We start from the raw sequence: 20,675 nt of genomic DNA, 5'->3' as shown, positions 1-20,675 counted from the left end.
TGGTGTGGCCACTAGCACGAGCGGCGAACTCAAGGGCGGATACTCTGGCGGCTACATCTTGACAGACGACCCGAAGTTCAAGCGCGACGTAGCGAAGAAATACAAAATGACCGTGTTTCCGGAAACCAAGGGGGCCTTTGTCGTCGATCTGAAGGGGACCTACAAGGCAATGGCAATGGGCCGCAAGTGCCTCACGCAGTGACTCCGGCGAGCAAGGTCTATAGCGAGGTTTTTGAAAAATAACGACTTTTATGGAAGTCAGTTGGCGGAGAGAGCGTCCTCCATACTTATGTCCTCCATCGTCTTCTGATGTCCACCAACCTATTGTAAATAGGTGATTTTCTTTGACCAACTGTCGTCCATTGACGTGACGCCAGAATACTCCATAAGTACTACGCCTTCTGGATCCACCGCAGGACATTGTCCTCTATATCCACTAACCTTTCCACGCATTATAGTGCTCTAAACGCACGCGATCATGGTGTGCGGGTTGGGAGGACTATTTCATGGCAAAGCCAGTGTTAGTACCAGTCGGCCCGGATTTCTCGCTGTCGGCGGCAAGTGTCGACCTGAACCTGAAAGCACACAGAGTCCAACTCGAAGAGAACGTCCCGCCGAGCGCGACAGTCACCGACGAGGGCGCTTATTTCGCCGGCGGGACCGCGGTGACAACAGATTTCACGTACACCGGTATCTGGTTCGGTTCGAACTTCTCAGACCGAATGATCGGTGACGACTTCGGCAACCTTTTTTTCAGTGGCCTCGGCAACGATTTCCTGCACGGCGGGGCCGGGGATGACTCCCTCAGCGGCGGTCTCGGCGACGACACCATCAACGGCGGTGACGGCAACGACACTATCAGTGGCAGTGACGGTAATGACATCTTGAACGGTGGGGCTGGCGATGACTCCATCAGCAGCAGCGATGACAGCGGAGGTCACTCCTCTCCCGGTGACGATACCGTCAACGGCGGGGCCGGGAACGACACTATCAGGGACGGTCGTGGGAACGGCATCCTCAACGGTGGGGCCGGGAACGACATCATCGGCGGCGGCGAGGGTAACGACACCATCTACGGCGGTGCCGGCAACGACACCATTCGCGGCGACGGCGGCAGACCCCTCAATAGTAACGGCACCGACATCATTCACGGCGGTGCCGGTGACGACATCATCTACGGTGATGAATTCCTTCCATCCGGCCGGGATAACATCCTATTCGGCGACAAAGGCAACGACACCATATTCGGTTACCTCGGGAACGACACCATCGACGGCGGTGCCGGCAACGATATCATCGACGGGGGTGATCCCGTCTTCGGAGATTCCGGGAGTGATACCTTGACAGGAGGAGGCGGCAACGACACCTTCATCTTCCACGACTGGGTAAAGGACACGATAACAGATTTCAAGCACGGCCAAGACAAGTTCGACCTAAGGGACACCCACGCCACCTCGTTTCTGCAAGGTGTCGATTTCAACTCAGCACAGTCGGCTCTCGATTACCTCGACGCCAACGAAATATCCGCCGAGGGCATGGTAGTAAAGGTCATCGACGGTTCTGCCGGAACCCTCATCGGTTTCAGCGACGACGCCGGCACAATCGACCTCGACGTGTCAGTGGGTGCGAAGGCAGCAGCTCTCATAACCGATTCAGACTTCATCTTCTAACCCAGAGTGAGGGTGGCGCACAGGTCGCCCCTCACACCTGAGATACACGGAAATGCGGACAGAGCTAGGGAGTGCGCGGCTTAGGGGACGCCCAAACCGGTATCAGAGCCAACCTGACCGCTCCACACACCTCGGCTTCCCCGGGCGGCGGTAACACAGACGGCTTCCAAGTCTCCGACGGGCTCGGCGCCACAACCGCCTGAGCATACGCTCCGCTGAAAGCTTCACGGCTCCCGGAACTGAAGCAAGACCATGCCCAGCTATTCGAAGCGGCGAGCGCGGGCGATTGCTGCAGCGCGTCGGCATCCTTATTTTTTAGAAAAATTTTTGATCACCCTTTGCAGAGGTTAGTCTGCATCTTTGCTAGAAGCCGACCGGTCTACCGCGGGGGTGGTGGGTAGGTTCCACAGGCTTCGCAGGCAATCGAAGGGCAGGTACCTGCTCGGAGGGGCATAGTGGGGAAGGAAATGGGGAAAGATTACAACCAAGCCGTAAAGCCAAACGTTTTCAGCTGGATAGGACGATAGTTGGCGGAGAGAGCGGGATTCGACTTGACGCTTACCTCATTGAAAATATTGAGGTTTTCGCGGCATTTGTTACACAGTCTGTTACACGGCTACAGCGTTAATTTAAGCTCTCGGCATCTGAGCTCGCGCGCCCGAGCATCGACCTAATCAAGCGGCTCGAGGAAGGCAAGGTCAATATCCCCAGCACCGCCACCGCGCCATCAAGAATTACTTCTCGCCGGGTAACCTGACGGCGTAGGGAACTGGCGCTCCGCCGCACCGCTCAGCCTGGTACAGCAAGCCAGCAAGGTTCTCACCCACCAATTTCTATTCAGCGAGGTCTGGGGCGATTCCACCGACGTCAATGTCTCAGAGTCTACGTCCGCCAGCTCAGGCAAAAGATTGAAAAGGTGCCCCTCGGCCGCGCTATAACACGACCGAGCGATACCGGCTGCGCGGAGCTCGAGTAGGTTTGCGGCGAAGGGCAGCCAATCGATTCCACTATGCGGGCAGTCTCAAAAATCCGATACTGGCTCGGGGCATCGTTGCTCCCGGAGCTTCAGCATAGTCTCGCAAAAATTCCCAAGCCGCTTCGGGGCTGACGAGTCTGCGAAGCCGACGAGCGACAGCCAATACCGAGACGCAGACACTACGTGACGGAACTTGATATTGCAGTGCAGCAAGCGTAGAGCACCGCGCGCTTATCGGAGTGTCGTCCATGGCCCTTACCAATGCTGGTAACGAGGCAGAACCTGTCGAACAATCGAGCCATTCTGAGGTCGAGCAGCACAGCACCAAGGCGCTGATGTTGGGCGCACTAGGTGTCGTTTATGGCGATATAGGCACCAGCCCGATCTATGCATTTCGCGAGGCGTTGCATGCATCAGCGGGTGGCAACGTCGCCAGCCGTGGCGACATCCTCGGCGTACTGTCGCTGATCATCTGGTCGCTGACGATCACCGTGACGATCAAATACATCATGTTCGTGCTCCGCGCCGACAATCGCGGCGAGGGCGGAGTGCTGTCGCTTATGGCGCTGGCGCGCAACAGTTTCCCGACCCGCTCTGCGGTGATCCTCGGCATCGGCATCGGCATCGTCGGCGCGGCGCTTTTTTTTGGCGACGCCGTCATTACGCCGGCAATCTCGGTGCTGTCGGCGGTCGAAGGTATGAATGTCGTCACGCCGACGTTCCAGCCCTATGTGGTGCCGCTGACACTGGCCATCCTGGCGATCGTGTTTGCGGTACAGCGGTTTGGCACCGGCGGCGTAGGATTGGTGTTCGGACCCGTTACCGCGCTGTGGTTCCTGGCCATCGGCCTTTCCGGGCTCAACCACATCATGGACGACCCGGAAATCCTGCTGGCAATCAGCCCGCATTACATCGTGTCGTTCCTGGTCAACTCGCCTGACGTCGCCTTCGTTACGGTTGGTGCAGTCTTCCTCGCCGTCACCGGAGCCGAGGCGCTCTACGCCGACCTCGGCCATTTCGGCCGCAAGCCGATCGTGCTCGCCTGGCTGGCGATCGTGTTCCCTTGTCTGTTGCTCAATTATGTCGGGCAAGGCGCCTTCGTGCTGGCAAATGGCGGCGTTGTCGGTCATCCGTTCTTCGAGATGAACCAGGGCTGGACGCTTATTCCGATGGTCGTGCTTGCCACGGCGGCGACCGTGATCGCCTGCCAGGCGGTGATCTCCGGCGCCTTTTCGCTGACCAGGCAAGCGGTACAGCTCAACATGCTGCCGCGTTTCGTCATCCAGCACACGTCGGAAAAACAGTCGGGCCAGATCTATCTGCCGCGCATCAACCTGATGCTGGCGCTGGTGGTGATGCTGCTGGTGGTCGGCTTCGGCGAATCCAGCCGGCTGGCCTCGGCCTACGGTATTTCGGTGACCGGCAATATGCTGGTGACGAACATACTGCTTTTTGTTGTGATGACGCGCATCTGGAAATGGCCGCTCGGCGTCGCGATAGCCTTAATGGCGGTGTTCGTCTTCATCGATACCGGCTTCTTTGCAGCTAACATCGTCAAGGTATTCGAAGGCGGCTGGGCCTCGCTTGCCATTGCCGCAGTGATCGTGATGACCATGTGGACTTGGATAAGAGGCAGCAGGTATCTATTTGACAAGACGCGCAGGAACGAGATTCCGCTCGATTTCCTTGCAGGCAATCTGTTGAAGAGGAAACCGCAGCTGATGTCCGGTACGGCCGTGTTCCTGACCAGCGATCCCGCCAGCGCGCCGACGGCGCTGATGCACAGCCTGAAGCACTACAAGGTGCTGCACGAACAGAATGTCATCCTCTCGGTGGTGACGGCGCAACAACCCGTCGTGCCCGACAGTGAGCGCGTCAAGATGGAGACCGTAAACGAGCTGTTCATGCGGGTGACGCTGACCTTCGGCTATATGGAGCAGCCCAATATCCCGCGCGCGCTGGCGATCTGCCGCAAGCAGGGCTGGAAGTTCGACATCATGACGACCTCTTTCTTCCTGTCGCGGCGTTCGCTCAAGGCCTCGCCCAATTCCGGCATGCCGGTCTGGCAGGACAAGCTGTTCATCGGGCTGGCGCGCACGGCGGCCGACGCAACGGAATATTTCCAGATCCCGACCGGACGCGTCGTCGAGATCGGGACACAGGTGGCGATTTAGTGCATGCCGCAGTTCAGCAGCAGAGAAGCCACTTGAGCGTGTCCATAGAAAGCGCCTCACTGAATACCAAACATCCCCATCCTCTGTTTGGTACGTTTCCAACTCTTGACTTCGGTGAGCAGAACTCTAGCAGCCCTTTCCCAGACTCTCCGCATGAATCGGAGTAGCCTGCTTCCATCGGCGATTTACATCATGGGCATCGCCGTTGAGCGACGGCCACGCTTCCGCCCTAATGGGAGGAACAGCTATGGTCAGTAACACCAGCTCAATGAGTGGCATTGCCTATCCCAGCGACCTGGCTTTGTTGAAGCAGGTCTTTGATCGTGTCTGCGCCGAGCAGGTATCTCCGTTAGTAGCATGCAGGCGGAGCGCCTGAGCGTGAGCGTAATGGCACTGTTCTCGGACGGCGAGTTCGATGAGGCCGTTCTTTTAAGCTTGATGCCCGCTCCCTGCCCAGAACGGGCAGCGTATGACCTCCGATCATCAGGAAGTCCTCACGAGCCTTGTAGCTCGTTATGAAACCGTAGTGTCGATACAGGACCGGATCGTTGAGCACGACCGGCGTTTCGGCCTAGCATCCGAATTGGATGAAGGCCTACTGGAGCGGCTGCTCGTCTCGTTACGGAACGCCCGCGTCGCCCTGGAGCGCGAGATTGGGCCTACTTTTTAGTCCCGCTGTAACTATCGTTGGAGGTCCGCCACCGAGAGGAATTGGCGACGGACCTCGACAGCGGCTGCACCAAGACGGATCGACCGCTGCAAGTCTTTAACCGACGTGGACCTGCATTTGTTCCCCTAATGCAACCATTCCCTGATCTGCGGGCTACGCAAAAGGCGGGGAACCTCGGCCGACATGATAAAGCGCGACATAGCTGGGTATAAGTCCCTTGCAGACGCCGTTCGGGAGTTGATCGGAAGACAATCGTCGTCTTGTAAAGAAGCTGTTTGGGCCAGTCGACACAGAGCTAAGCCCAACCCTAGCTTCATTACTTGAGGCGATTGGTAAGGCCAGAGACGACGAAGCTCTATAGCCGCCCTACATTCCCCTAATGGTTACCTATTGGTTCTCCCCTCCGGTGTACGTCAAGACCGGCCGGCCGGGGACGACCTACGGAGTAAACCACCTAGAGGGTGCAGCCGAGGAACTCATGAAGTGGTCCAAGCGTGGACCTGTGGAGGAAGGCGGTCCAGGCCTGCGTTGACGCGTTTGGGAACCGGGCGACCCCGATGGATGTCCGTCAGGCCTTCGAGGCTGCTGCCAAGGAGGAGGGGGTGCTACGGTCCCGTGAGTAGCGCTCCGGGTTTGTTTCCGACTGCCGGCCCAATCACTGGATGGGCGTCAGGAGCATGTCAGACCGGCATCTAAGGACATCAAAAAACGCGTAGCTGCGTATTTCGCAAAAGCCGGACAGGGGTTCCGCTAATTCCCGGACAGCGATTTCGCTAATGTCGGGACAGTTTGGCGGCGAAGGTCCTCGGGTGCCTTGTTGCGTTCATGGATGATTGATTTCGCCGTTTTCGGTGCCGGTCAAGAGGGGCGCTGCCTTTTGCTTTCGCATGCTGTCGCCCTGGAGCACGATGCGGTGGGCGTTGTGCACGATCCGATCGAGAATGGCGTCGGCGACGGTGGGGTCTGCGACCAGGTCATGCCATCTGGCCCCACCGGGACCTGGGCGGTGATCAGGGTGGATTTGCGGCGATAGTGTTCCTCGACGATTTCGAACAGATTGAAGCGCTGTTGGTCGGTGAGAAAGTGGGTTCCGAAGTCATCCAGGATGAGCAGTTGCGCGCGGGTGAGCTTGTCAATGAGGCGTGGGAAGCGGCCGTCGAGACGGGCGAGCGCCAAATCCTCGAACAGGCGCGGCACGCGCACATAGAGCACGGAATGATCGAGCCGTGCCGCTTGCCGGCCGAAGGCGCAGGCCAGCCACGACTTGCCGGTTCCGGTCTGGCCGGTGACGATCAGGTTCTCATGCGCCTTCAGCCATTCGCCCTGGGCGAGCGCCATGGTGCTGCGCCGGTCGAGCCCGCGCGGCGCGGCAAAGTCGATGTCCTCGATGCAGGCTTCGGGCAAGCGCCCCTTCGAGCTTTTCAAGCTTGGCGCGCAGCTGCTTGTGCTCGTCGTCGAGCCCCTGCGGCAGTGGGATCTCGTCGGCTTCGGCAAGCGATTTCAGTTTCTGGTTTGCCGCTGAGTGATCGTCGACCATGCGGCTGGCAAAATTCCTTGATGGCGGAATGGCCGGATTTTTTCGCAAGATTACCGAAATCGGCTGCGTTCGACCTCGCCTATATCAGCGGCCAGATCACCGATCACCAGAGGACCGCGCAGCTGCTCGAATGGGAGATTGGTTCGGGCCAGGATACCGACCTCCAGCACCCCACCAGACCAATTACCAGGACCGGCTGTTCGCGCAACTCGCCACGGCCGGCGGCACGGCAGAAGTCGGCATGGGCTGACCCGGCGAGGCCATCAACATATCCGGAGCATTGCCGGCCGGGTTTCCGATCTGCGCAAAGAGAGGCGATGCGCAGAGTGCCGTAAGGCCCAAGGTCATTGCAAGAACACGCATGAAAACCTCAACCGAAGATGTGCCGACCGGTCGGCCTGCCGCGTGTCAAAGTGCGAGCATATAGGCGACGAGATCATCCTTCTCGTCCTGGGTGAGCTTGACGCCGAGCACCAGGTTGAAGAACTCCACCGTATCGGCCAGCGTCATCAGACGGCCGTCATGCAGATAGGGTGGCGTGTCCTTGATGCCGCGCAGCGTAAACGTCTTGATCGGCCCGTCGGGCAGTTCCACCATGTCGTTGACGGTCCGCCGGGGTTTGTAGAAGCGCTCCAGTTTCAAATCGTGCATGTTGTTGTCCATGAACGATGTTTGCGGGTCATGGCATGCCGAGCAGCGGCCCTTTCCCATGAACACCCGCTCGCCCGCCAGCTCCTTTCGCTGGCCATGGCGGGATCGAGCTTTCCGAACGCATCGAGCTTCGGCGCCGGCGGAAAGTCGATGATGTTCTGCATCTGCGCCATCATCGCCACCTGATTGGTGCGGTCTGGTAGGTTGACGCCTTTCCTGGTAGCGCTGACATGGTCGCCGTTGAAATAGGCGGTGCGTTGCTCCAATTCGGTGAAATCCTCGACTGAACGCAGCGACCGTTTCGACCCGTGGATCTGTTGGTTGAACAGGCCGCGCAGGCTGGTCGAATCGAGGCGGAAGCGCGCTGCCTGCGGCCTGATATCGGGCGTTAGATGAAAGGCGGCACGCCGGGATTGTAATGCAGTTGATCTTCGCATTGCATTGCACTGTAACCACTCTTTCCAGCAATGTCGTTCCAAAGCCTCGTTGACTCGGCGGCTGCACAATGGGGCCGTCCCGCTCCTGCCAATGAAGATGCAGGACCTGCTCACCGGCGGAATCCGGTATCCCCCATTGCACTTCAAGGCGGCCTTGCGGGCGCGACAGGGCGCCGAATTTTGCTGAGTTGGAGGCAAGTTCATGAAACGCCATGCTGACAGGTATCGCAATATCGGCGACGAGGGCCACATTCGGACCATGCAGTGAAATTCGCGGCTCGCCAGGGATCTCGTAGTGGCTCAGTTCCGCCTCAAGCAACTTCTGTAAAGAGGCCGTCTGCCAATAGTCGTCTGTAAGCATTGAGTGCGTGTCGGCAAGCGACACGATTCTTGCGTATATATTGTGCTCGCCACGGAGGTGCTTGACGCGCAGCTTGACCTCCCCCGGCTGCACCCACTGGGTCGCGGGTCGCTTCACGCCGCAGCGTTCGTCGTGTTGACGGCCATCGGCTCGGTTGGCCAGAGCGCAGGGCAAGACTGATAATTTTTCTCGCCCTTACCGGCGCCGGGATCGAGATCCTGCAGGGCACGCAAATAATAAGTCGCGACATGGACATATTCGACTGGTTTGCCGATTGTGTCGGCATCGCGTGCGGGCTCGCGATTGCAAGCTGGACAAAGAAGTTAGTTAGCGGATTCTCCTAGGTCACGACCTGTCAAGCTGGGGCTAATTGGCCGCGTGAAGCACTTGCCTGCTAGCAAAATCGCCGCGCCGGTCGGCCGCGTGTTCGAAGTCCTTGAAGCCTTGGAGACCCGCAAAGTGGCATACTCGCCTAAATGTCGTGGTCGCGGGTCAGTCGCTCGACCGTTTCGATGATCGCCTTGGCCAGCGCCTCGCCCTCGTTCACGGGTAACGGGCCATAGAGCACGTTCACCGCCTCTTCGCTCGGCAGCACCCCGGCCGGACAGGTGAGCTCGATCGCGATGCGCACGAGTTGCAGGCCGGTTCTTTCCCCATAGATGTAATTTCTCATCCATGGCCAGCATACTGGCGCTGGGCTGGCGATCGTCAAGGCATGCGGAGTTTGCGCGGATATAGAACGGCGGACGAACGACGCTATTTGGAATCACGGAGCCAACCGACGATCTTGCGTGCTTCTCCCTCAGCCATGTCGAGCCGCGCAAAATATCCAGATGGGATATGGTTGGTGGGTCCCCATTCGGGGTCCGGGTGACCGAGGATTCCTTTGAAAATAATCAATCAGAAATCAATCACGGCGCGTGGTGGCAATAGTGCCCATTCAACGCCGCGAGTCTGGCGTGGCTCCCTCCGCCATACAATCGATTTTATCCGACGTGTCACATCCGCGTGATCTAGCGGTGCCCAATGAAACCGACTAAGGGGGATCGCGGGTTTGGGGGAAAATTCTCGTGAATAGCCAAAAAGACGCAGAGCGTATCCGTGCCGAAATGTCGATCGCACAGGCGATTTATGACGCCATTTGCGAGATGAACGGATCTTCGTACAGGCAAGACAAAGAACCTTTGCGGTGGGACACTTCGTCGGGCACACCGTTGAGCCTGATGAGTATTGACGGCTTTTTCGAATTGCGGGAACTCGCCCGGCGCATAGCGTCGAAAATCGACACGCCTGCGCTGATCAGTCTGAAAAGCCACACCGCGCAACCGCCAAAAAAGATTGACTTCCACTAGGATAGATTTGCCATCGTGGGCCAGATGAACGTAGCCTCGTCGGCCAGGATCATTATCCCGCGTCTTCGTGCGCTCTTTCGAGCCCCGCCTGAACGATTCACAGCGTCCTCGAAACATCGACGCTGGTATAGAGTTCGGATTCGCCAGCTAACGGCGACGCCAAAGCCGGCCGTGTTGCTTGTTGTCGTGCAGAAATGCTCAATGGGGTACGCCTTCCCGGCGACAGCGGTTCCCCATCCAACCGAGTCAGTTTGGGCGTGAGGGCTGGTGTCCGCCACGGAACGCGAGCCCGGATGAGACGACCACTCGGGTTTTGACGTGTGCTTCCCGCCGGAACAGAAACTCGGGTGGTCGCTGATGTCTTGGCCCGATCTCGCGAAGGAAGCCAACGGCTGGTAGGCGTCGGAGAATCATGGCAAGGTGGAGCAATAGGCGTTAGGAGCCCCTAGATGTTCGGCCCTCTGGGTGCTCTGGTTCTGGCCGATAAACTAGGCCCAGAATGGTTTGGCGGACCGAGCCCGTCTTTCGATCTCACGGCTATGTAGCTGAAATTGTTAGGCTTTTCGAGCTCATTGTTACGCAGTTGGTTACACCGCTGAACAATGACCTCTAAGCTTCGCTTCTGAGTGCGCCCGCCCGATCCAACCGACTTCGTGAAACCAGCCCCGTAGGTACTCCGCACGTGTACGTTGAGGCTTGGGTCAGACGGTGACCCGATCCGCGAAACATCCGCCGAGGATGGCCGCTGTGCGCCCCAAACTCGGTCATTGCGGCAGCTTCCGGTTCGTCTGAAAAGCAGACGTTCCTGACAATCCTGTGGGGGCGTGGCAGCGCCGACACCCGACAGCGGCGCCAGGTGGTCTGCTGGCAGCCGACCCACCAATCAGGATCCGGCATGGGCCGCGACTCGAAACCGATCTGCCTGGGCCACCATCCGGCGCAGGTTGTCATTTAGCTGTTTTTGCGTGGCTTTTTCATCCAGACCCCACAGCCTTGCCAGTGCGGCCACCGACAAGGACAATGCCTTTGTCGGGTAGCTTTCTCCCGAAGTCGAAGCGAACGGAGCGTCGGTTTCGGTCAGGACACGATCGCGCGGCAGTATTCCGATCATTGCCGACGCGCGGCGGCTTCTCAGCATCGGAAGACCCACGGAGAACCATGCGCCCATGTCCGCAGCTTTCTGGGCATGGGCTACAGGACCAGAGAACCAGTGGAACACGGGCAATCCCGCATCGGGCTGGCGCTGAATTGCCTCGATGACTTCGCCACTTGCGTGCCTGCTGTGGATCGACATTACGCGACCACCGGCATCCGCGCACGCCCTGAGCAGCCTTCGGAAAACGTCCTTCTGGGTATCGAGATGGCGGACCGAATCTTCGCCGCCATCGATGCCGATCTCGCCGACATACCCTGTCTCGCCAAGAAGACGTACGAACATGCCGACTTCGCCATGCCGCTCGTGGACCAGTTGGGGATGAAGGCCGAGCGCCGTCCTGATACGCCTCCTGCCCTTGGCGAATTGCGCGGTGTTGGGAAACGCCTTCGGCGTGTTGGTAACGGAGAGAACGTAGGTTCCGGCATGGTCAATCTCGGCTGCCGCGGCAGCGGGCGAAGGGAAGAGATCGAGATGGCAGTGGAAGTCGATCAAGTACCGAGTCCTTGGCTCCTGAGATAGGCACCAACCTCCTCGAGACCGCGCTCGTGGACGCCGAACCATCCTTTTCGTTCTACAGCATCGAAGGGAAGGGCACCACCGGCGATCGCCCGCTGGCGGGCGCCGCGATGGTCTCGCCCGACCGCGACCAGCATCGCCATGATGTCATCGCGGATGTCAGGTCGGTCCCATACGTGCCCAAGATCAGTGTATTGATACGGCGTGGTGTCGGCTATCCCTGCCTTCGCGAAGGCAGCCCGTCTGATGAGGCATGGCACGCAATGGCCGCATTGCTGGCTCTTCCGCTTCCACTTGCCGCAAGAAACCGTCGCTACGGTCGTCCCTTTGAGTTCCTCGCCGGGAGCCAGGTCGACGAGCATCTCGCCCTTCGTCTTGTGCCTGTACGGGTTCTCGATATGGACCGGCAAGTTCATCGTGTCGAAGAGCGACTGCATCTGCCCGAGAAATCTGGGATGGGTGGTCCTAGTGCTGTGGGAGCCGATCCTTCGCCTCGTAAGCGGCGCGTTCAACGCGATGAAGCCGTTCTCAGGGACGAAGAGTGCGATAGGGCTCGCCGAGCGTTTTTTCGCCCTGAGCGCGCTCGCCGCGACGACCCCGTAAGCGAGAAAGCCCAAGCTTCGGGTGCGCATACTGGTATCGTTGATGTTCGGTCCGGAGAACACCGGATTGGCGTTGGCGGCAAACCGTGGGAGCTTCTTCCCCAGGCGTGGAACGAGGTGCCTCTGATAGCTTTGGTCCCCACGATAGGAGTGGCTGACAAGCAGCGGAGTCCTTCCCTGATCTACCAGTTGGTGCGCGCCGATGAGACTGTCGAGACCACCAGAGAACAGGCAGACGCAGTCCGCAGACCCAATTCCGATGTGTGACCTATGATGTCGCAGGATGGTCTCTTTCGACGGAGGTTCCTTACCCCCGGCGGTGAAGTGCAGTTTCCACTGGTCACCACTCAGGAAACTCAACGCCTGCTCCAGCTCTCCTGTTACCGCTTGCCACCGAGCCGGCCGGGCAAGTGGAATCTGTAGCTCCACCTCGCGGGACCAGCCGTTTCCGGAATGGCTGGATCGATCCACGAACGTGTCGGCGGCGATTACGCCCAACGCGATCGAGAGGAAGTCGAAGGCCTCCGGGTCAACCCCGACACCCAGCCGTCGGACGGCGAGGTCCAGGGTGCGCCCGATTGAGGCGGTTCCGGCCCGCTTCGGTCGGGATCCGTAGAGATAGACGTGAATGGAACCGTCCGCGTCGTCGTCGGGAATATCGTCTTCGTCGGTGTGGAACTCGAGCCTATTCATCGTTCGCCTCCCACTCCCGCCAGACCTCGGTGACCGCTTCCCGCATGAAGCGTTCGACTGCGGCCTTGTTGACCCCAGTGCTGCCGGACATCCGCGCTCCGAGCTTCTTATCCACGACGACCCGGATGAGCTCGAGAAGTTCAGCTTCCGCTTCCGGGGTTCTCTTCTCGTCCGGTGCATTCGCCCAGGAGCCTCCAACCTCCTCGACAATATCTTGGAAGATGGACTGCGAGAGATACTCGGAGATGATCCGATGGACGGTTTCCTCGTCCAGGCGATCCGGATCGAATTCGCCCTCGCCAAGGACCTCGACCATCGCCTCGTCGATGGCGGCCCGGATCCTGTCCTTGTCGGCGTTGTCGGGCGCCAGGGTTTCGGCCAGGCGTTGGCAGACCACGTCCAAAGGCTGGCCGTTCAACGAATCCTTCGACAGGCCCCTTTCGGCTGCTTCTCTGCCATCCCCGCCGAGCGAGTTGAGCACTTCGTAGAGGTCGCCGCCCGACGAGTAGACTGCCCCGTAGCGTCTCGGACCCACCGAGCTGCCACCCGTGGACGTCCGCGCGTAGTGCCCGAGCGATCTCTTGAGGTCGGTCCCGTCACCACCCTTGAGGAACTTTCCGAAAGCGGTCCGAAAAGCCTTGAATCGCTGCGGCTGTGAGGTCGGCACGGGCTTTCCGGGCTGGTCGTCGGTCCCCGGAGGGACCAGAGGCTGCTTGCCGCCCGAACCCTTCGATGACGATGACGTGCCCATCAGCTGTTACCTCCGACAGAACTCTCTTCATCGTCCTTCATCAAGGCCGTCATCCAGCGCGGCGGCGTCTCTATTGTCTTGGCAAAACGGACGAGCTTTCCGTGAGCGGTGGCGTCAGCCTTAGCCAGCATGGCAGCACCCCGGAAGTCAGGCCTGGCCTTCGACCAATCGAGATTGCGGCTCATGGCTGAGATCATCTCCTCCATCACGTCACCGACTTCCGCGGCAGGGATGGCCGCGATCGCGTCCTTGGAGGCCCTGGAAATGGTGCTGACGGTCTTCAGGAGGGTGCCCAAGCTCTGTCTCGCCACAGGACTCAAACGGGTAGATGCGACCCTCAGCGGCAAGGTTTCGCGAGCGAGATACACGGCTGGACGCAGGTCGACGCCGGCGAGCATCGGATCCAGCTTCAGCCAGTCAAGGACGAACGGCGCCTGCTTCTGCCAGTGGATCGGCAACGTCTCCGCAGGTATCTCGCCGACCCACGTCTCGAACTCGGAGAAAAGGGTCGGCTTCCCGTTCGGAGCAGCATTCACCAATGTGCCGAGCTGCTGGATCGCCTCCTCTCCTACTATGCGTTCGAACAGCGCGAGCTTCGCGATAAAGGATTCGCTCAGAGGCATGCCGCGCCTCTTCGCGGTCTTCGAACGCATCCGTATGACGTTCAGCAGCCGCTTCACGATCCGCGGGTTGCCGTTCACTCGAACCGAATGCGCCAGCAAAGGTGCAAGCCGATCCATCGATTCGAGAGTGGCGGCCAGTTCGCTGCCTTCTGAGATGCCGAGGGTGGAGACGACGTCCTTGACCTCGAACGGTGGCTCTTCGGACCAACTCTTGCGGAGCTTGGAGATCAGCGCCGCCCTTACCGCCTCGACCTTGCCCGCATCCACGGACTTCGCGCTTGCGATCGCCAGCATGGCCAGATACGCGCGTACCTCCTGCAGGCCTAGCTTCGGCACCCGGATCGGCACCTGGATCAGCTTGTCGAGATAGTCGGTGATGTGGCGATCGCCAGGATCCGAGAAATGCTTTGCCACCGCAAGCCGGATCATCTCCTCGTCTGCCGCCACGATGAAGGCGGTGTTCGGGAGGAAAAGGAACAGGCGCATGGCCTCGAGCGTGGAAATCGCGTTGGCTGGCAGACAGCGATCGAGATTGTCGACGAACACCACCAGCCGCCGCCCCGTCTCGTTGAGCAGGTCCTCGAATTCTTTCCGAAACGCCGCGATTTCTTCGGGCGCGTTCCGCTTCTCATTGGGCTTCAGAAGCCCTTTCGCTCGTTGGCCTGCATCGTTGGCGGCATCCTTCACCACCTTCACGTCGGCTTCGTCTCCGGTCCCTTCCCAGATGTCCTCTAAAGACTCGGCCGCCTTGCCGAACATTCCGAAGGTCGGAATCCCGGCAGCCAGCGCGCCGGCATCGGCCGCGATTCCGAGCAATTTCAGCTTGTTCACGCGCCGATAAAGGCCGGCCGCCCTTTCCTTCAGTCCTTTGGAACTCTGGTCGTAGAGCGTCTTGGCGATGACCGTCATGAGCGCGGACTTCGCCTCGTCGAAATCCTGGTAGAGCCACGCGTCGAAGGTAATGATGAGGTTCTGGCTGTCGGCCTCGAGTTCTTTCTGAACCAGCTTGAGGATGCTCGACTTGCCGACACCCCACGTGCCGTACACGCCGAGTGAGATTGGCAGCATGGCATCGTCCGCGATCATCTCGCAGATCATCTCCGAGACTTCGGAATAGTTTAGGTAATCGACGTTGCTTTCACTGTCCGCCCACATAATTCCTCCCAAGCCCCAAATAAGTTGACGGAGTTACGCGCGGCGGTCAATCGCGAGCGAGGCAATCATCTGGTGATCGCGTCGCTTATCAACAGCTGGCCCGAGAGCACCTGAAGGCGGTCTTCAAAGACATGGGCAGTCCAAAGAGCATGTCGAAGTCGATGAATTCCAACTTGGAGGGACTTATGCGCCCAAGTGCCCATTAGTAATGGGGCATTGATTGACCTGGAACAACTGGTACCACCGGGCTATGCGATGGGGAGTTGGCCGGATTTATCGTCCAAGCTGCAGGACCCAAGTCCCGCAATCGGTTCAGCGGCGATCGATCAAAGGTGTTCGCCATCTTGCGCGCGGCCTCGATGGGCGTCCATTGTCAAGATGGCGTGGTATTACCACGCCGTCTTTGCGAACAGCGCGAAGTGCTTCAGTGCTTCAGATCATGCTAAAATGAGCAGGCTAGACTTGGGAGGCGGCGGATGGGCCAGCTGGTCATTGAAACGCATTGGGAGAGATTGGTTCGTCGCTCCAATCACCAGTTTATCCAAGCAGAAGATTGGCTGGTCAACGCAACTTCCGCAGGCGATGCCTGTGTGGCTCAGGACGCAGCATATGAGGCCCTTCGAACAGGCATGTCTGCTGCGATCTTTCTTTATCATTTCGCGGAGGTTGCGTTTGAGCGGAACGCGGTGAACCCACACCCTGCGAGTATCGCTGCGATGCGAGCCCTCATTCAGGCCAATTCTCATTCAGTCACGGGAGATGCTCGTCCTGACGACCATCGCATCCTAGGTGGTCTCGCAAACGCAGTGAAGCATGCGGAGCTAAAGGACCCGAACATCATTGAGGTACCGCATACCGGAGTCGTAGTGCGGATTTCCCACGGCAAGCCGGTTGCTTTCGACGAAGGCCGTGCAAACGGCACGCCACAGGTTGTGGTAGTTGCGACCGGTCGCGATCGACCTCTAGGAGCTATCATCGAGAACGTCAGCCGTGGCTGGAATGCGATCCTCGGGCTGCCGGTTTAGCAGCGCTTGTTCTTGGGTCGAGCTGATCAAAAAGGGACCTCGGTCTGATTTTCCCCGATGGGCGGCATGAAGATCACCCCTTGGCGGCTGGTACATGCGCCCGGCCGGCGCCGATCCCGGCCCCGCCGGCGCCATCTTTGGCGCCTGGGGCAGTTTTCCGTGCAGCCGCCCGTCGCCAACTCCGACCGGCTCGAAAAGATCGTCGCCCAGCTGGGCCTGCACTGGGACGGTGCTGCGCTAGCCGCGCTTTGCGTGGAGATCGATACTTTGGCAGGGTCGCAGCGGCCGGCGCCGTTCGCCGCCGCGGCGATCGCCGCTCGTGTCGTCGCGACGCGACCGGATTGCGAACTTCTTGCCTGGTGGCTGGCCGACCTGGTGCTGGCGCAAAGCCTGCGCTGGCCGCGGCCGCTGCCGCTGCCGCTGGCTCAGGCCTTTGGTCCGGCTTTTCGCGATGAGGCCGGCGGCAAGCGCATCCGACCCGCGGACAAGAGTTTTGAGCGGGCGGTTTGCCTGGCGCTGGTTAAAGCCGCGGCGGAGGTCTGCCGGCTGGCCGCCGAGTTGTCGCGCGGAGCGGCTCATCGCCGTCGCACCAAAGCTGCGCGCCAAGGGCGCCGGCGACGTGATTTTTTTGCTGCTCAACGACGACGCCGTCTCCGGATCGCTGGCGACCAAAAACCTGTCCCGCTTTGCGGCGCGGCGCTTGTTCGACCGGCTGCAACAATTGGATGCCGTGCGCGAGCTCTCCGGCCGCACCACCTTTCGGCTGTTTGGGTTGTAGGGATGGGCGAAGCGTCTGCCCGCCGCAAGCCAAACATTCAGCCGGCTTTGCTGGATACCGAGCTGAACCACCTGCCGCCGGAGCTGCGCTGGCGTGAGGGGATAGGCCGCGTCGAAGCGGTGATCTTTGCCGCCAGCGAACCCGGTGACACGTAGTGTCCTCGCGCGGGTGGTGGGAAGAAATTGTAATATCGAGCTGGATAATCGAAGACTTCTGCGCCGAACTCGCCGGCCGACCCTATGAGCTGGTCGCGGTCGCCGGCGGCTGGCAGCACCGGACCAGGAAAATTTTTGGCGACGCCATCCGCGCCGCCTTCGGCACGGCAGCGGGCGAGGGGGCAAAAGAACTGTCGCAGGCGGGGCGCTGGTTTTGATGTGCATTGCCTATTTCCAGCCGATCACGCTGGGCGAGCTGTCGAGCTTTTTCGGCAAGGAGGTGTCACGCGACCTGATCGCCGTGCTGCGCGTGCAGGAGCTGATCGCCTCGGGGCCGCGCAGTCCGCAGCCGGGCGCGCCCTATACCCGGCCTGCCTATGCAGACGCCATCCGTGCTGCTGTAGGTGGAAGTGGGAAGACGGCCGACCTTACGCAGTCGGAGGTTTTGGTGCTGATGTGCATCGGCTACTTCCAGCCGATCACCCGCGCCGAACTGTCGTCTTTCTTCGGCAAGGAGATCAGTCGCGATTTTATTGGTCATCTGCGCGGTGCCGGCCTGATCGCTTCCGGTCCGCGCAGCCCAACGCCGGGCGCGCCCTACACCTATGTGACGACAAAAGAATTCCTGCTGGAGTTCGGGCTCGACACGCTGCGCGACCTGCCGGATTTCGAAGCCCTCGAGGACGCTGGACTGCTCTCGAAGGAGAAGCTACTCGCAGGTGATATCATGCCAGGACTATACAACGACGAGGAAGAGCATGCTTAGCGTCGGCACTGATGAATAATACGCTGCCTGGCCGGTGGCCGCAGTCGCGGCGTCCTCAACAGGATCTACGACCGGGGTTCGCGAGATGACGTGAGGAGACGCTGTCGGGCGTGGGGCGTTGCCTAGAAAATGGTGGGGGGAAATATGCCTGTAGCTCGTATTGAACGTGTCATTGGCGGTTTGGTAACCGCGTGGGCCGAGCCCGGTTCTGATGGCTACTTTGCCTGCCATCACTTTGGATCTAACGTGCATCCAGCCCACCTCTCCAGTTTGGATGAGGTGGCGGATTTCCTACGTTCGCATTTCGGCAGCGGTGTTCGCATGAACCCCGGCTGGGTCAAGATTGTACGGAACATCCACATCGATGGGGTTTTGCTCCGCTGATCGGCGCGAGCCGTTCTGGAGAGCCAAAAACGCCGGTGGCGGTGAATGATGGGTCACTCGCAGGCGCGCTGCGCTGGTGTGAAGTTGTATCCATCGAGAGTGCTATCTAAGCCGCCGGACGGACCCTGGATAAGCAAATCATCCCAAGAAAAATCCTAGACAAATCATGAGACGGCGCTTCTAATTGCTGAGCCGACCGAAATAGCGGGTTGCGCATGTCTCTCAGTGCTTTGGGGGGTTATTGCGAGAGACAGATTGCAATTCTGAACTCTGTTATAACGGCAAGGATACCCAGGGTTTGGGGGAGGGGATTTCGTGATTATCGCGGATAATGAAACCGCCATCGACTACCTGTATTACGAGACGGTCGCTAAAACGGTCGTCAAGCTGATCAGGCAGAAGTCGAAGGAACCGTTGACGATCGGGTTGCACGGCGACTGGGGAGCGGGCAAATCCAGCACGCTGCTGATGATTGAGTCGGCATTCAAGGGACAGACAGACACCCTGTGTGTCCGGTTCAACGGCTGGCTGTTTGAGGGATACGACGACGCGAAGTCGGTGCTGATCGAGACGATCGTCGCAGCCCTCCTCAAGGAGAGGTCCGGGATCGCCAAGGTGGCGGACAAGGCCTGGGACGTCTTGAAGGCCGTCAACTGGATGAAGGCCGCCCGCACCGCAGGCAGCCTGGCGTTCACCATGGCGACCGGGATCCCCGGTCCGGACCTGATCCAGGGGATTGGTTCGATCGCGAGCAAGGTGATTAGCGATCCCAAGGCCTACCTGACCGGCGACGTGTTCAACAAGGTCATGGACGGTGCGGCGGAGCATTTTAAGGAGGCCGCACCTTCCGAGACGACGCCGCAACGGATGCACGCCTTTCGCGAAGACTTCGAGGAGCTGCTGGAGCGCGCCAAGGTCGACCGGCTGATCGTCTTGATCGACGACCTCGATCGATGCCTCCCGCAGACGGCGATCGCCACGCTGGAGGCTATCCGCCTGTTCTTGTTCGTGCCGAACGCGGCGTTCGTCATCGCCGCTGACGAGGGCATGATTGAATATGCCGTGCGCAACCACTTTCCCGATCTCCCGGCGGCGACGGGGCCTACAAGCTACGCGCGCAACTACTTGGAAAAACTGATCCAGGTTCCGTTCCGCATGCCGTCACTTGGCGCGTCGGAGACCTTGGTCTATCTCACCTTGCTGCTCTATCTGGCCTCCGGCGTCAGCGACAGTTCGGTGGAGTTCAAGAGCCTGCTCGAGGTGGCGCGCAAGGCCTTGCAGCGGCCCTGGCTGGGCACCGGCTTCGACCGAGACAAAATCAAGGCGAGGCTGGGGTCCATACCCTCCGATCTGGATGCCGCCCTGCAGCTTGCGGCGGAGATTACGCCGATCCTGACCGAGGGCGCCCACGGCAATCCCCGGCAGATCAAACGCTTCGTCAACACCATGGCCCTGCGCGTCGAGATCGCCAGCGAGCGCGGCTTCCAGGACGATATCAAGCAATCCGTCTTGGCCAAGCTGATGTTGGCGGAGCGATTCGCCCCGGAACTGTTCAACGCGATCGCCCGCGACGCGTCCGCTGACGGCTCCAAGACCATCTCGATCCTCGAGCGGAAGGTGACCTCGAAGGGTGGCAAGGACGCCGATGATGATCCCATGGCCGACTGGCCCAACATCGAGTGGGTCAAGCGCTGGGCGGCGATCACCCCGCCGCTGAACGGCATCGACCTGCGGCCCTACGTGTTTGTCAGCCGCGACCGCAGGACGTCCGCCGGCATCGGTGTCGCCGGCGGCCCCGTGGAAGCCATGATCGAGCGGCTGGCGACGTCGACTCTCGGCATCACGCAGGTGACGAAGGCCGAGGCGGCTGCGCTCACGCCCGAAGATGCCAACCGGGTGTTCCAGGGTCTCGTGACGAAGATTGATCAGACCGAAGATCTCGGCAAACGGCCGCCGGCGGCCGAGGGTCTGGCGCGCCTCTGCGGAGACCGGCCGGAACTGCGCGAACCGCTGGTTGCATTCCTCGGACGACTGCCGGTGAGCAAGATCGGCGGGTGGGTGGTTAGCGGCTGGGGTGTGGCGGTTGAGGGTCCGCAGGCGCAAGAGTTCGCCGAGCTCGTGGGAGAGTGGGCAACGCAGACCTCGAACAAGCCACTGAGCGTCGTCGCGTCGCTGCAGCTGAACCCGAAGTCGAAGAGAAAGTAACATGGGAACCTCCGGCACCAAGCCCAGTTCCCCCCGGG

At 60.0% G+C, this 20,675-nt stretch carries 16 protein-coding genes and 6 pseudogenes; 13 read left to right on the top strand and 9 right to left on the bottom strand.

Translation table 11 applies throughout. The features are described from left to right. The 5 genes and pseudogenes from EOB36_RS27860 to EOB36_RS35440 form a co-directional block, all read left to right on the top strand. A pseudogene (locus tag EOB36_RS27860) lies at positions 1-202 on the top strand (hypothetical protein); the annotation flags it as partial. A gap of 304 nt (positions 203-506) precedes the next feature. Beyond that, positions 507-1,670: a calcium-binding protein gene (locus EOB36_RS35825; protein WP_126104919.1), complete on the top strand. Its 1,164-nt coding sequence runs from the start codon at positions 507-509 to the stop codon at positions 1,668-1,670. A gap of 794 nt (positions 1,671-2,464) precedes the next feature. Further along, positions 2,465-2,633: pseudogene (locus tag EOB36_RS35445) on the top strand (helix-turn-helix domain-containing protein); the annotation flags it as partial. 261 nt (positions 2,634-2,894) lie between these two features. Beyond that, positions 2,895-4,820: a potassium transporter Kup gene (locus tag EOB36_RS27845; RefSeq protein WP_128286139.1), complete on the top strand. Its 1,926-nt coding sequence runs from the start codon at positions 2,895-2,897 to the stop codon at positions 4,818-4,820. Positions 4,821-5,984: 1,164 nt separating this feature from the next. Next, entirely contained in the window at positions 5,985-6,113 is a 129-nt protein-coding gene (locus EOB36_RS35440) for a DUF982 domain-containing protein (protein ID WP_245329965.1), read from the top strand. Between the two features lie 200 nt (positions 6,114-6,313). Here the strand turns inward: EOB36_RS35440 and EOB36_RS35820 are convergent, their stop codons facing one another. Continuing rightward, positions 6,314-6,433, bottom strand: a complete 120-nt coding sequence (locus EOB36_RS35820; protein WP_281035501.1) for a hypothetical protein — start codon at positions 6,431-6,433, stop codon at positions 6,314-6,316. Positions 6,434-6,537: 104 nt separating this feature from the next. Continuing rightward, positions 6,538-6,894: pseudogene (locus EOB36_RS35815) on the bottom strand (ATP-binding protein); the annotation flags it as partial. Here EOB36_RS35815 and EOB36_RS34750 point away from each other — a divergent pair. Then, entirely contained in the window at positions 6,827-7,012 is a 186-nt protein-coding gene (locus EOB36_RS34750; RefSeq protein WP_206072986.1) for a hypothetical protein, read from the top strand. The pseudogene EOB36_RS35815 and the gene EOB36_RS34750 sit on opposite strands and share 68 nt — an antisense overlap. A 423-nt stretch (positions 7,013-7,435) precedes the next feature. On the opposite strand, the pseudogene EOB36_RS27820 reads toward EOB36_RS34750, so the two are convergent. The 3 genes and pseudogenes from EOB36_RS27820 to EOB36_RS27805 all read right to left on the bottom strand — a co-directional run. Beyond that, positions 7,436-8,082, bottom strand: a pseudogene (locus tag EOB36_RS27820) (cytochrome B6); the annotation flags it as partial. A gap of 295 nt (positions 8,083-8,377) precedes the next feature. Further along, positions 8,378-8,569: pseudogene (locus tag EOB36_RS35810) on the bottom strand (HWE histidine kinase domain-containing protein); the annotation flags it as partial. Positions 8,570-8,948: 379 nt separating this feature from the next. Further along, entirely contained in the window at positions 8,949-9,149 is a 201-nt protein-coding gene (locus EOB36_RS27805; protein ID WP_095486945.1) for a hypothetical protein, read from the bottom strand. A gap of 397 nt (positions 9,150-9,546) precedes the next feature. Here EOB36_RS27805 and EOB36_RS27800 point away from each other — a divergent pair, with 397 nt between their 5' ends. Beyond that, positions 9,547-9,828 (top strand): hypothetical protein, encoded by a 282-nt coding sequence (locus EOB36_RS27800; RefSeq protein WP_095486947.1) that lies wholly within the window; start codon positions 9,547-9,549, stop codon positions 9,826-9,828. Positions 9,829-10,711: 883 nt separating this feature from the next. Here the strand turns inward: EOB36_RS27800 and qatD are convergent. Genes qatD through EOB36_RS27785 form a run of 4 tightly spaced genes read right to left on the bottom strand, consistent with a single transcriptional unit; the run spans position 10,712 to position 15,324 of the window. Then, complete coding sequence (gene qatD / locus EOB36_RS27795; RefSeq protein WP_095486949.1) at positions 10,712-11,476, bottom strand: Qat anti-phage system TatD family nuclease QatD; 765 nt, start codon at positions 11,474-11,476, stop codon at positions 10,712-10,714. Beyond that, positions 11,473-12,795: a Qat anti-phage system QueC-like protein QatC gene (gene qatC, locus EOB36_RS27790; protein ID WP_158302635.1), complete on the bottom strand. Its 1,323-nt coding sequence runs from the start codon at positions 12,793-12,795 to the stop codon at positions 11,473-11,475. The genes qatD and qatC overlap by 4 nt, the downstream gene beginning before the upstream one ends. Beyond that, positions 12,788-13,546 carry a hypothetical protein gene (locus EOB36_RS34490; protein WP_158302636.1) on the bottom strand — a complete coding sequence of 253 codons (759 nt, stop codon included), beginning with the start codon at positions 13,544-13,546 and terminating at the stop codon, positions 12,788-12,790. Before EOB36_RS34490 ends, qatC begins: the two co-directional genes overlap by 8 nt. Then, a complete protein-coding gene (locus EOB36_RS27785; RefSeq protein WP_095486952.1) occupies positions 13,546-15,324 on the bottom strand; it encodes a P-loop NTPase fold protein in 1,779 nt (592 codons plus the stop codon). Before EOB36_RS27785 ends, EOB36_RS34490 begins: the two co-directional genes overlap by 1 nt. A 476-nt stretch (positions 15,325-15,800) precedes the next feature. On the opposite strand from EOB36_RS27785, the gene EOB36_RS27780 reads away from it, so the two are divergent. From EOB36_RS27780 to qatA, 6 genes and pseudogenes are all read left to right on the top strand, one after another. Beyond that, positions 15,801-16,349: a hypothetical protein gene (locus EOB36_RS27780; RefSeq protein WP_095486954.1), complete on the top strand. Its 549-nt coding sequence runs from the start codon at positions 15,801-15,803 to the stop codon at positions 16,347-16,349. Between the two features lie 57 nt (positions 16,350-16,406). After that, positions 16,407-16,865, top strand: a pseudogene (locus EOB36_RS35425) (DUF1403 family protein); the annotation flags it as partial. Then, positions 16,801-17,127, top strand: a complete 327-nt coding sequence (locus tag EOB36_RS35420) for a DUF1403 family protein (RefSeq protein ID WP_245467912.1) — start codon at positions 16,801-16,803, stop codon at positions 17,125-17,127. The pseudogene EOB36_RS35425 and the gene EOB36_RS35420, both read left to right, overlap by 65 nt. Before the next feature lie 154 nt (positions 17,128-17,281). Beyond that, the gene (locus EOB36_RS36010; RefSeq protein ID WP_342587115.1) at positions 17,282-17,500 is read left to right on the top strand and encodes a hypothetical protein; all 219 of its coding nucleotides are present in this window, start codon (positions 17,282-17,284) and stop codon (positions 17,498-17,500) included. After that, positions 17,500-18,048, top strand: coding sequence for an SMC-Scp complex subunit ScpB (locus tag EOB36_RS34740; RefSeq protein WP_245329967.1), 549 nt, complete (start codon positions 17,500-17,502; stop codon positions 18,046-18,048). The genes EOB36_RS36010 and EOB36_RS34740 overlap by 1 nt, the downstream gene beginning before the upstream one ends. A 699-nt stretch (positions 18,049-18,747) precedes the next feature. Next, complete coding sequence (gene qatA, locus EOB36_RS27760) at positions 18,748-20,637, top strand: Qat anti-phage system ATPase QatA (protein ID WP_095486956.1); 1,890 nt, start codon at positions 18,748-18,750, stop codon at positions 20,635-20,637. The last annotated feature ends 38 nt before the right edge of the window (positions 20,638-20,675 follow it).

This window comes from Mesorhizobium sp. M6A.T.Cr.TU.017.01.1.1, from assembly GCF_004023115.1.
In the GTDB taxonomy this organism is placed as follows: Bacteria; Pseudomonadota; Alphaproteobacteria; order Rhizobiales; family Rhizobiaceae; genus Mesorhizobium; species Mesorhizobium mediterraneum.
The sequence above is the reverse complement of the archived record's forward strand: the minus strand, read 5'-3'. Positions and strand labels throughout refer to the sequence as shown.

Bases quoted from the DNA above. Each gene is read 5' to 3' on its own strand.
- qatC (WP_158302635.1), bottom strand. From the start codon at position 12,795: ATGAATAGGCTCGAGTTCCACACCGACGAAGACGATATTCCCGACGAC.
- EOB36_RS35420 (WP_245467912.1), top strand. From the start codon at position 16,801: ATGAGGCCGGCGGCAAGCGCATCCGACCCGCGGACAAGAGTTTTGAGC.
- EOB36_RS35825 (WP_126104919.1), top strand. From the start codon at position 507: ATGGCAAAGCCAGTGTTAGTACCAGTCGGCCCGGATTTCTCGCTGTCG.
- EOB36_RS27785 (WP_095486952.1), bottom strand. From the start codon at position 15,324: ATGTGGGCGGACAGTGAAAGCAACGTCGATTACCTAAACTATTCCGAA.
- EOB36_RS34740 (WP_245329967.1), top strand. From the start codon at position 17,500: ATGTGCATTGCCTATTTCCAGCCGATCACGCTGGGCGAGCTGTCGAGC.
- EOB36_RS27780 (WP_095486954.1), top strand. From the start codon at position 15,801: ATGGGCCAGCTGGTCATTGAAACGCATTGGGAGAGATTGGTTCGTCGC.
- EOB36_RS34490 (WP_158302636.1), bottom strand. From the start codon at position 13,546: ATGGGCACGTCATCGTCATCGAAGGGTTCGGGCGGCAAGCAGCCTCTG.
- EOB36_RS27805 (WP_095486945.1), bottom strand. From the start codon at position 9,149: ATGAGAAATTACATCTATGGGGAAAGAACCGGCCTGCAACTCGTGCGC.
- EOB36_RS27845 (WP_128286139.1), top strand. From the start codon at position 2,895: ATGGCCCTTACCAATGCTGGTAACGAGGCAGAACCTGTCGAACAATCG.
- EOB36_RS34750 (WP_206072986.1), top strand. From the start codon at position 6,827: ATGGTGCTGCGCCGGTCGAGCCCGCGCGGCGCGGCAAAGTCGATGTCC.